Source organism: Salinispora cortesiana (genome assembly GCF_000484695.1).
Lineage (GTDB): Bacteria > Actinomycetota > Actinomycetes > Mycobacteriales > Micromonosporaceae > Micromonospora > Micromonospora cortesiana.
The window spans coordinates 1-10839 of the sequence record NZ_AXVR01000088.1 but is presented as its reverse complement, the minus strand read 5'-3'; the positions used below and the strand labels follow the sequence as shown (position 1 = coordinate 10839).

11 protein-coding genes and 3 pseudogenes are annotated in these 10839 nt (G+C 68.2%); 5 read left to right on the top strand and 9 right to left on the bottom strand.

Going from position 1 to position 10839, the window contains the following annotated elements; genetic code table 11:
* Positions 1–211: DUF4158 domain-containing protein (locus K228_RS0122825; RefSeq protein ID WP_188116245.1), on the bottom strand; the 211-nt coding region annotated here is incomplete at its 3' end.
* Between the two features lie 327 nt (positions 212–538).
* On the opposite strand from K228_RS0122825, the gene K228_RS0122820 reads away from it, so the two are divergent.
* Positions 539–877, top strand: a complete 339-nt coding sequence (locus K228_RS0122820) for a DsbA family protein (protein ID WP_245603561.1) — start codon at positions 539–541, stop codon at positions 875–877.
* A gap of 188 nt (positions 878–1065) precedes the next feature.
* Here K228_RS0122820 and K228_RS0122815 read toward each other — a convergent pair whose 3' ends face one another.
* The 6 genes and pseudogenes from K228_RS0122815 to K228_RS0122795 all read right to left on the bottom strand — a co-directional run.
* Complete coding sequence (locus K228_RS0122815) at positions 1066–1455, bottom strand: nucleoside triphosphate pyrophosphohydrolase (RefSeq protein ID WP_080671680.1); 390 nt, start codon at positions 1453–1455, stop codon at positions 1066–1068.
* Between the two features lie 59 nt (positions 1456–1514).
* Positions 1515–2152 (bottom strand): annotated as a pseudogene (locus K228_RS30270) (sugar nucleotide-binding protein); the annotation flags it as partial.
* Between the two features lie 45 nt (positions 2153–2197).
* Complete coding sequence (locus K228_RS0122810; RefSeq protein ID WP_080671679.1) at positions 2198–3247, bottom strand: S66 family peptidase; 1050 nt, start codon at positions 3245–3247, stop codon at positions 2198–2200.
* Between the two features lie 112 nt (positions 3248–3359).
* A complete protein-coding gene (locus K228_RS0122805) occupies positions 3360–3905 on the bottom strand; it encodes a DUF7010 family protein (protein WP_025620487.1) in 546 nt (181 codons plus the stop codon).
* Between the two features lie 29 nt (positions 3906–3934).
* On the bottom strand, positions 3935–4615 hold the full coding sequence (locus K228_RS0122800) for an alpha/beta fold hydrolase (protein ID WP_025620486.1): 681 nt from the start codon (positions 4613–4615) through the stop codon (positions 3935–3937).
* 109 nt (positions 4616–4724) lie between these two features.
* A pseudogene (locus K228_RS0122795) lies at positions 4725–4922 on the bottom strand (BTAD domain-containing putative transcriptional regulator); the annotation flags it as partial.
* Between K228_RS0122795 and K228_RS26050 the strand changes: the two are divergent.
* The 3 genes and pseudogenes from K228_RS26050 to K228_RS0122780 form a co-directional block, all read left to right on the top strand.
* Positions 4912–6369: pseudogene (locus K228_RS26050) on the top strand (ATP-binding cassette domain-containing protein); the annotation flags it as partial. The pseudogenes K228_RS0122795 and K228_RS26050 overlap by 11 nt on opposite strands.
* A 26-nt stretch (positions 6370–6395) precedes the next feature.
* A complete protein-coding gene (locus K228_RS27760; protein ID WP_245603562.1) occupies positions 6396–7166 on the top strand; it encodes an FAD-binding protein in 771 nt (256 codons plus the stop codon).
* Positions 7163–9070, top strand: a complete 1908-nt coding sequence (locus K228_RS0122780) for a S9 family peptidase (protein WP_025620484.1) — start codon at positions 7163–7165, stop codon at positions 9068–9070. The genes K228_RS27760 and K228_RS0122780 overlap by 4 nt, the downstream gene beginning before the upstream one ends.
* 68 nt (positions 9071–9138) lie before the next feature.
* On the opposite strand, the gene K228_RS0122775 is transcribed toward K228_RS0122780, so the two are convergent.
* A complete protein-coding gene (locus K228_RS0122775; RefSeq protein WP_025620483.1) occupies positions 9139–9492 on the bottom strand; it encodes a DoxX family protein in 354 nt (117 codons plus the stop codon).
* A 168-nt stretch (positions 9493–9660) separates the two neighbouring features.
* Between K228_RS0122775 and K228_RS0122770 the strand changes: the two genes are divergently transcribed.
* Entirely contained in the window at positions 9661–10410 is a 750-nt protein-coding gene (locus tag K228_RS0122770) for an aminoglycoside phosphotransferase family protein (protein WP_025620482.1), read from the top strand.
* 76 nt (positions 10411–10486) lie between these two features.
* Here the strand turns inward: K228_RS0122770 and K228_RS0122765 are convergent.
* A partial coding sequence (locus tag K228_RS0122765; protein ID WP_025620481.1) for a recombinase family protein occupies positions 10487–10839 on the bottom strand: 353 nt, incomplete at its 5' end.

Below are 10839 nucleotides of genomic sequence, written 5' to 3'. Positions count from 1 at the left end.
CCAACGAGCCTGCGTCAACGCCCAACTGCCGCGCCACGAACTCCACCACGTCCTCATGCAGCTCCGCACGCACACGCGGGAACCGGCCGAACCGGCCATAGAACCTCAGCAACAACGCAAAGCCGAGCTGCGTATCGCGGTGCTTCGCCGCGACCAAATCCTGCTCAGCACCGACCAACGTCCAGTGCTCAACCAGGTCCCCAAGACTCATCAAAGGACGTTTCATAGCCGGAGATCATTCCGACGACCAGCACACCCCGACAGCCCTCACACGTAGATCATCTTTTTGGCCCCTGGTGTTGTCGTTCTTACCAACACCCCTTCTAGACTGGGCGAGATCGTCCGGGCGCGAACGTCTATGGGCCATGGTCTGGGGCTGGAGCACTGTTTCGCATCGGGTGCTGGCCAAGATCGGGTTCACCGAGACCGAGCGGAAGGAAGCGGACGCGGTCTACGGTGCCACCCCTTCACCACGATACGACTCTGACACACCCGATGTTGGCCCTGAGGTCAAGTGGGCGTTCAGCGGCAGCGAAGGATGGGCTCGATGGACGTACAGCTATTGGTGGTCGTCGACTGCCTGAACGAAGAGCCGGCCGCCGTCGTGCTGCGCCAGGCGCTCGACGACGTGGGCTTGTCGGCGGTGCGGTTCACCACCCGGGTGATCGAAACTCAGGACGAGGCCGAACGGATCGGCTTCACCGGCTCGCCCAGCGTGTTTATCGACGGCAGGGACCCGTTCGTCGAGCCTGGACAGCTTCCGGCGCTGGCGTGTCGGTTGTATCGCGATGATGACGGGGGATCCGGGGTGCCGCCGCTGGGTCCACTGCGCCAGGCACTCAAGCTGGCCGCCGACCGGCGATCCCAGGAACGCTGAGGCTGTGCCGGTTCTACGCGGACGGTGTAGGCGGCCTCGAGTGCCGCGTCGGTGCCTACCCGGACTGGATCGAGACCGAATAGGCCCCGATCCGCGGGTCTTCAGGCTAGTTAAGCGGGTTTCATCCTTGGGTCACCGGGAACCGTCAGCGCTGGTTCGCCGGAGACCCGGGCAGCCGAGTTCGCCCGTCAGGGGATGAGCACCTCGTCGAGCCAGAGGCGTTGCGCGAACCCGCCGCGCTCGGCGCGCTTGCTGGCAGCCACCTCCTCTACTTGCACCTCGGTGAAGTCACACGCGATCGTCAGGGCGGCGAGTACTTCGCGCACGTCGGCAAGTTCACCAAGTCGCGCGTTCGGCTCGGCGGATGCGACCTCGTCCGCTTCCTCGTGCAACTTCGCGATCAGTGCAGGAAGTAGGTCCGGGTCGCCCAGTACCCGGACCCTTGGGATCTGACCATCGGCGGTGATGATTTCCGGAATGCGATCACGCACGAGCTTGCCGTAAACCATCTTCTGTTCGTGGGACATCCCGTCATCATCCCGTTCGGGGGGGGTGCCCTTCGCCGTATCGCGCAGCACCTTGCCGAAGTAGGGTCGGCGTCGGCCGGTTCCATCCCCCACAGTAGATGGACGAACCAGGCCACGGGTGTCCGAGCCGGATCGAGACCCGCGCGACGCGCGATCAGAACACCAAAGTCGTAGCGGCTGATGGCATCGGGGCCGGCGACATTGAGGACACCCCCGTAGCTGCTGGCGGCTAGCTCAAGCAGTGCGTCGGCAAGGTCGTCGACGTGTATCGGCTTTGGGACCATGTCGGTTAACAGCGCGCCCTGGACCCTGCCGGCAATCAGGTCACGAGTGAGGATCTCGTGTTGTCCCCCGGCCGTAGCCGAGAATCAACGACGTACGCACCACGGCAGCAGCAGGATCAACAGCGGCGACCGCCGTCTCCGCCGCCGCCTTCGTGGCTCCATACCGGTAGACCGGGTCGGGTGGCGCTGCCTCATCAGCCATGGCCCGCCAGTCGTCACGCCCGGCAGCAGTGTGGATCACCGCATCGGGACGAACCTGTTGTACCAGGTCACGAACCCGCGGCGGCGTCTCGAATGTCCAACTGCCCTTCGGCGATGTCGCTGGCGGCACGCAGGTGTGTGCCAATGACTGACCAGCCCGCATCTGCTGCACGCTCGGCTACTCGTGATCTCAGGTAGCCGGTGGCTCCCGTGATCAAGATTCGCCGAGTCGTGGCTACGCACCATACGCCAACTGATCGCATCAGCTTCGCGGGCTACGCGTATGCGGCTCAAGGTGCTGCCTGGAACTATTGGTAGTTGGCGTGGACTCGGTGTTCGCAGCCATCCACGGTGATGGTGCCGCCGTGTGGCAAAATCCACTGTGGTCGCGTATGGCCGAAGGGGATGCCGACACAGATGACAGCCTGCGGGTTGTAGCGCATCACTACGTCCACGATCGCATCGCGTTGCTGGTCGCGCAGCAGCTTCCGGTCTTCGGCTGGGGGACGGTGGGTAAAGTTCGAGACCGGCGGGCGGGCCACCAGGACCGCGTCGACCGCGCCGAGAATGCCGCGTTCGCCGAGGGTACGGACGATCCATGCCACGTTGCGGGCAGGTAGTAGCTCCTCCGAGGTCTCGATGATCAGTACCCCGCCGTCCAGGATGCCCGGGGAAGGAGGGAATCGCCCGGCGCTCAGGATCCATTCGATGACCTCGAGGCAACCGCCCCAGGCCATGCCGGTGACTGTGCGTCGAGGCCCGTGCCAGGTCCATGGCTCGGTGGGTTCCCGCTCACCGAAGTGCTTCAGGGCTCGCGGGTCGGCCCAGTCGATTCCGACGTCCTCGGATTCGCCGGGATCGGTGACTTCCAAGGTCTCTCCGGTCAGTAGGGCCGCCCGTAGGGATCGGGCGTGAATGTCGTCCACGCCCGGACCGGGACCGAGGTGGACCTGGGTGGACCCGCCGTAGAAGCTAGCGACGCCGTGCCCCCACAGCCAGTGGTGCAGGTTGGTGTTGTCGCTGGTGCCGAGGAACGGTTTCGGGTCGGCGCGGGCCAGTTCGGTGTTCAGGTGGGGGATGACCGTGATCTGGTCCTCGCCTCCGGTGACGGCGAGGATGGCGCGGATCCGGGGGTCCGCGAAGGCATCGTTGATGTCGGCGGCCCGTGCTTCCGGTGTCGCATCGACCTGTCGAGTGGTCGGGTACTCCACCGGCACTAGGCCAGTGACCTCGGTAAGGCGTCGCATGGCCTGTTCGTGAATGTCCGGATAGGCGCCCGCTGCTGCGAACGACGGCGAGATGACCGCGATGTGGTTACCCGGGTTAGCCTTGCGCGGGTAGACAATATCCCACTTCATACCAAAATCCACCAGTAGTGAGTGTTGGTCTGACCGTACGGATGTAATTCGTACTGCTGGATCATACGGATCGCGATGTGTAGTCGCTGCAGCGTCAGTGCCGCCGTCCGAGTCAGAGGGCCAGCGCGACCGCGGCCCCGGTCAGCATAAGGAGCCCGGTCGACAGGCATGTCCGGTGTGCGCCGGCGATCGAGCCGGGGCCGCCTTCGCGCTCGGTGCGGTGGCTGACGAGCGCGGCGGCCACCGAGATCGCAGCGCCCAGCACCAGGTAGAGCGGGGTTCCGTAGAGCCACGAATAGGGCGCGAAATGCACGACCACCAGGATGACCATGCCCAGCGGCACCAAGGTGTATCGCCTACTCAGGACCAGAAAGATGACGACCGGAAGGCCGAGCAGCTGACCGGTCGCAATCGTCACCGACAGCGAGTCGAGGGCGGCGTGGTGGGGCGGCGGCGGGCCGGGGGTCAGCAGCGTCAACGCCTGGGCTACCGGCAGCGCGACCATGCCCTGGAAGAGCGTGACGATGACCGCGGTCCGCGCCCTGGCCCTCGCCCACGCCGCCGCGGCGACAAGCCAGGTGATCCCGTATGCGGCCAGGAACGCCCACCCGTATCGGTTCGCCGCGGCCAGCGCTCGCGTGTACTCCTCGACATCCACGGAACATTGCCCCCCGCGCCCGTCGGTCGTCAGCGTGAGGTTGTGCTGCCTTGGCACAGGAACGGCACGACCGCCTCCAGGAACCTGGCCGGCTGGTCTCGGTGCACATAGTGGCCCGCGGTGACCGTGACCAGCCTGGCGTTCGGCATCCGTGCCGCCGCTGCCGCCAGCAACGCCTGCCGGTCATCGCTGCTGGCTCCGTCAACGATCAGCGTCGGAATCTTGACCGTGTCGGTCCCCTCCCACCAGGCCGGATCCGGATCGGTCAGTTGCGCCCGGATCGCGTTGACCACCGCGAAGTCACACGGTGTCGGCTCGTCCGGTGCCACCAGCCGCGGCCGGTACAGATCTCCGGGCCGGGGCACGGTCGCGTCCTCCAACACCAGATGCGTAACCCGATCCGGGGCTGCCTGCGCCACCAACACCGCCACCACCGCCCCCATGGAGTGCCCGACCAGTGCGACGCGCTCCAGCCCCGCCGCATCCAGGAAGCCGAGCACGTCGTCGCGCATCAATTCAAACGAGCATTTACCGGGCCGGCTGCTGCTTCCGTGCCCGCGCAGATCCAGGACGAATACCTGGAAGGTGGTGGCCAGCTCCGCCAGCACCGGCACCCAGTCCGCCCCGCTGTCACCGAGGCCGTGCAGGAGCACCACGGGTTGCCCGGCCGGGCTCCCGGCCAGCTGGTAGCTGACGCTGACCTCACCCACATCCATCGAATCGATCACAAGGGCACTGTAGCCAGAACGACACGCGCTGATGACCCTGATTGCTTTGTCGTGTTGATCGATTCCTCGGGCCTGCACGGTCCCCGGTTGGTCAGAACCGCCCAGATGCCGTACGCAGTTCTACCGCTGGGTCGTGGCGCAGGATCGCGATGTGCAGCCGCTGCAGCGTCGGGGCCGCGTTGACGCCGTACTCGTTGCGCAGCCACCGTCGACGTTGGTGGAAGACGGCAGCCGCCTCGGTGCTGCGCCCGGCTCGGTGCAGGGCCACCATGAGCGCTGCCGTCAGTCGCGCGGCCACCGCCCTCCTCCTGCTGCACATCGTCGCCGGGGTGGCGACCACCTACGGGTTGGTCTCCATCGCCGGCGTGCTCGAGCAGCTCTTCGCCGCCGGACCAACCGGCGACCGGCTGGCCGCCGCCGCGCCCGCGCTGGTCCTCGTGGTGGCCGCCTACGCCATCCGAGGTGGGCTGGAGATGGCGGCCACCCTGGTCCACGCGCGGATCGGGCCGGCCGTTCGTCGGCTGGCCGACGAGAAGCTGGTGGAGGCGGGCCTCAGCGTCGAGCTGACCGCCTTCGACGAGCCTCGCTTCCTGGACCGCATGTTTCGGGCCCGCGACCGTGGACTGCTCTACCTCCAGCGTGTCGTGGACAACCTGGTCGACGCGATCAGCGCGGGGCTAGCGGTTGCGGCGGCGGCAGTCAGCCTCTCCGTGCTGCACCCGGCGCTGCTGCCGGTGCTGGTGCTGTCGGTCGTACCGGACGGCTGGGCCGCGCTGCGGGCCGCCCGGCTCGGCTATGTCAGCAACGCCCGCCTCGCCGCTCTCAACCGGCGGGTGACGATGGTGACCGACCTGGCCACCATGCGGGAGCCCGCCGCCGAGGTTCGGGCCACCCAGGCGCAGCACAGCGTGTTGACCCGGTACCGGCAGGCAGCGGATCAGGTGCGAGACGAGGAGGTCTCGGCTGGCATGGCGCGGGCCCGGGCCCGCGCACTGGGCCGGGCACTTGCCGGAATCGGGCTCGGCTGCGTCTTCGCGATGCTGTGGCTAATGCTGAACGTCGGTTGGATCCAGCTCGCCGTCGCCGGCACCGCGCTGATCGCCACCCGCACCGCGGTGACGGCCCTGGGCCGCCTGGTACGGGCCACGGACCAGATTTTTGAGCAGGGACTTTATACATCGCGGACTTCCAGGTGTTCCTGGACGAGGCCCGAACTCGGACCCGGCCGAGGGCCGGCCGCCCGGCCCCGCGGGCACCACAACGGATCGAACTGAGCAACGTTTTCTTTCGTTATCCGAGCTCCGCTCCGGTCCTGCGGGATATCGATCTCACCATTCACGCTGGACAGACGGTGGCGTTGGTCGGGAAGAACGGCTCCGGTAAAACCACCCTGGCGAAGGTCATCGCCGGGCTGTACCGCCCCAGCGCGGGCACGGTCCGCTGGGACGGCACCGACCTGCGGGAGCTGCATCCGGACACGGTCGCGGACCGGATCATGATGATGTTGCAGGAACCCGTTCGGTGGCCGGACTCGGCCCCGGGTCAACGTCCGGATGGGCCGGGCGGACCGCGTCGACCCGGACGACGCGGCGTTGCGCCGCAGCCCCGGACAGGCTCTCGCCGACGAGGTCGTCGCCGCGCTGCCCGCAACCTGGCAGACACTGCTCACCACCGCATTCCGCGGTGGAGTCGACCTCTCCGGAGGCCAATGGCAACGCCTGGCCGTGGCCCGAGGGTGGTGCGTTGCGCCACCACCGCCGATGTGGCAACAGCGCTCACTTTCGCCCAAGCCCACCGGATCCCGGTCGCGGTGCGCAGCGGCGGCAACAGCTTCGCCGACAGGCCCACCACCGACGGGCTGCTCGTTGATGTGGATGGGATGCGAGACCTGCGGATGGACGGTGACCTGCTGGTCACCGGCCCGGGGGTGCGCATCCGCGACCTACGCCGCCGGCTGGGCCCCGGCGACCGGGCGATTTCCTGCGGGTGGTGCCCCGAGGTGGCGCTTGGCGGTGCGGTGCTCGGCGGCGGGTACGGCAGCCTGTCCCGGCTGTACGGCCTCGGTTGCGACCACCTGGTCGCCGCCGAGGTGGTGTTGGCCGACGGTCGCACCCTCTGGTCTGACGCAGAGCGTGACCCGGACCTGTTTTACACCGCTGTCGAAGCCCTCGTGGACTACCTGCTGGCCGGACCAGTCGTTGATCAGTCGCGGGTCCTGGAGTTCATCCCATGGGGTGGCGCAATGACCCGGGTGCCGCCGGATGCCACCGCATTCGTGCACCAGCGGACCCGGTTCATTCTCAAACACGCGGCGTGGATCATGCGCCGGGCCAGCGACGAGTCGCGCCGCGACGCGCGACGATGGGTCGACGGATCCTGGTCGACCTCGCACCCATGGGGATCCGGAATGATCTATCCCAACTCCCCGGAACCGGATCGGGCGCCACTGGACCCCGCTTACCACGGCACCAACCTTGCCCGCCTACGTCGCGTCCTGGCCCGCTACGACCCAGGCGGCAAACTGATCGCATGACAGCTCTGACCGCCGAACTCGTGGTGGATGGTCGTGCCCCCCAGACCCCGGCTCTCGCCCCGAACGGCCGCTTGATCGGCTACGTGCTGGCTCCCACCAGCCGCATCGGTGACCACCTCGACACCGAGTTGTGGCTGGTCGACGTCGGCGGTAGCGGTGCGGCACGCCGGGTGACCGCGGACACCGCGACGGAGTCCCAGCCGCGCTGGTCCACGGACTCGGGCGGGCTGTTCTTCCTGTCCGATCGCGCCGAGCGCGGTATCCCGCAGTTGCACCGGCTCACCCTCGCGGACGGCACCGTGACCGGGTTGACCGGCTGGCGGGTCGGTATCACCGACCACCTGCCGCTCGCCGACCTCACCCAGGTCGCCCTGCTCGCGCAGGATGAACCCACCGAGGAGGACGAGCGCCGCGCCCGGGACCGCGACGACGCTGTCGTCGTCGGCGAGCGGGAGCCACGGGCCAGGCTGCGACTACTCGACCTCGAGACAGGTCGGATCACCACGCCGACCGTGTTCGACGGTCGGCACGTCGTCGAACTGCGACAACGACCGGACGGCGGCCCGCTCGCCGTGCTCACGCAGGCCAGTGCGGACAACGACTACGGTCCCCGCACCACCCGGCTGCACCTGTTCGACTACCGCACCGGAATCACGGAGGACCTTGGGCCGGTCGCCGCCGACGCGCGCTCACTGGCGTGGTGGCCGGCGGAGGACGGCTGGCACCTCGGCTACCTCGCCCTCACCCCACCGGGCCTACAGGCCGGTAGCGCCGTGTTCGACCTGGCCCTGGGCGATCGTGTCCTGCGTAACCGCACCGCCGGGCTGTCGATGTGCCCCACCGAACTGTGCCAAACCGACGCCGCCGCATTGATGGTGTTCGCCGACGGACTGAACACCACCCTGGCCCGGCTCGACCCCAACAAACTCACACCCCTGTCACAGCACCAGGGACGTCTCGACGGCCTCACCGCCACCCGTACCGGCGCCGAGGTCGCCGCGCTGACCGGCAGCCGGTATCAACTCGCCAACGTTCACTTCGGTTCACCGGCTGGACCGCTGCGGAAAATCACCGACACCCGTCCGGAACTGGGCAGGATCCCACTCGGCACGCAGGAACCACTGACCTACCACGCCGCCGATGGGCTCGCCCTGGACGGCTTGCTCGTCCTGCCGGTGGGAAAGACCGCGGCTGAGGGGCCGTTCCCGCTGGTCACGATCGTGCACGGGGGACCGTACGACCGGCACGCCGACCGCTGCCAGTTGTTCTGGTTCCCCAGCGGCCAATGGTTGGCCGCCGCCGGCCACGCGGTGTTTCTGCCCAACCCCCGTGGTGGGCAGGGCCACGGCCACCAGTTCGCCGCCCGCGTGGCAGGCCGGGTCGGCCGGGAGGAGTGGACCGACATTCTGACCGGCATCGACCTGCTCGTCGCCCGGGGCATCGCCGATCCCGATCGGCTGGGCATCGCCGGTTTGAGCCACGGCGGCTTCATGTCCGCCTGGGCCGTCGGCCAGACCGACCGGTTCCGCGCCGCACTGGTTGGCGCCGGCGTCACCGACTGGGGCATGCTCGCCGCGACCGGGGAGAACGGCCAGTTCGAAGCCGCACTCGGCGGAAGCACCGGCTGGTCCGGCATCGGACCGCACCCCCATGCTGCGGTCAGCCCGATCTCCTTCGCCAGCCGCATCCGCACCCCGGTGCTCATATTGCACGGTGCCGAGGACACCAACGTCCCGCTCGGTCAGGCCGTGTATCTCCATCGGGCGCTACGCCACTTCGGCGTTGAGCACGAGTTCGTGATCTATCCGAGGGAGGGCCACTCCATCCGCGAGCGCGCCCACCAACTCGACGTCCTACACCGCACGCGCGCCTGGTTCGACCGTTGGCTATGCCCAGAACGCTGACCTGCCCCACCAGTACCACCCGGGTCGGGGCAGGGTCAGCTGTTCGGACCCGGGCGGCGCCTCGGACGTCAGGCGTTCAGGATGTGCAGGACCGCCAGCGCGGCGGTGGCAAGCGCGAACACCACGGGGACCAGGACGACCGGGACCGGGTCCTTCGCGCGGGCATGGAAGCCCGCTGCCCCGATCAGCAGCAGGGTCAAACCGACCGCGGCAGCGACGGCGATCGGCCACCAGAGCAGGCCCAGCAGCAGGCCGGCGACCGCGAGGAGCTCAAGGCCGCCGATCATCCGGGTGCGGGCGGGGGAGACGCCCAGGTGGGCCATCCGCTCCTGCATCCCGGCCTGGCCGGCGACCTTCGGGACGGCCACGGCCAGGATCACCACGGCGAGAAGCAGGGTTAGAACGACGACGGAGATACCCACAACCTGTCCTTCGGATAGTGGCGGACGATTCGCCGACCGTAACAGGGCCGCTCCCGGGGTTAAGGTGCCGCCGAGGATACGACGACAGGCATCCACATCGGCATCACCTACGCCGATGATGTGTAGCCAGTCAACGCCCGGCCTGATCCCGCTGATTGCGAGCAGCACATGACCATTCGACAGGACTTCCGGGGCGGAGTGAACGTGGTACGCCGCCGCGGTGACGTCGTCCACCGGCCGGCGTCACCGGCGGCGCCGGCCATCCATCGACTCCTGCGACATCTGCGCGACCACGGCTTCCACGGCGCGCCCGAGCCATGTGGCCTCGACAGCGACAGCAACGAGGTGCTCACCTTCGTCGACGGCGAGGTCCCCGAAACCCTCACCCCGCACCTGCGTACGCGCGCGCTTGTCACCACCGCCGCCGCACTGCTGCGGGCCCTGCACGACGCGGGCGCCACGTTCCGGCCGCGCCCCGACGACTCCTGGCTACTCCCGGCCCGGCAGCCGGCCGAGGTCATGTGCCACGGCGACGCCGCCCCGTACAACTGTGTGGTCAGAAACGGCGCTGCCGTGGCCTTCATTGACTTCGACGCGGCTCACCCCGGACCCCGGGTCTGGGACATCGCCTACGCCGGCTACCGGTTCGCGCCGCTGCAGGCACCGAGCAACCCGGAGAGCTTCGGCAACCCGACGGAGCAGGGGCGTCGGCTCGCCGACTTCTGCCACGCGTACGGGCCGCAGGTCGGCGCCGAGGTCATCGACGTCGTTCCGGACCGGCTACAGGCGCTCATCGACTTCATCCGCGAGCAGGCCAGCCGGGGCAACGAGGCGTTCCAGCAGCACATCGCGGACGGGCACACCGACCTCTACGAGGGGTACAGCCAAGGTACGGCGGAAACCGGCAATAGGCGGTAACGCGCCTTGATGGGGTGAGCGCCAAGGTGCGGCCGTAAGGGGCGGTAACCTGCGCTCTGCTTATGGTTTCCGCTGTTCAGATGGCTTCGGCGGGCAGCTTGGCCAGGTGACGGTAGATGGTGGGCCGGGTGACGCCGAACTCGGCGGCGATCTGCTCGACGGTGTGTACCCGGCGTCCGTCGGGTCCGGTCTCCTCATACATCTGCTGGGCGATTTTTGCCTGACGCGGGGTCAGTTTGGGTTTCTGCCCGCCGGTGCGACCGCGGGCCCGGGCGGCGGCCAAGCCGTCGAGGGTGCGTTCGGACATCAGCGCGTGCTCGAACTCGGCTATCGAGCCGAGGATTTGGAAGAACATCCGGCCCATCGCGGTGGACGTGTCGATGTTCTGGTCGAGCACGACCAGGTCGACGTTGCGATCCTGCAACTGGG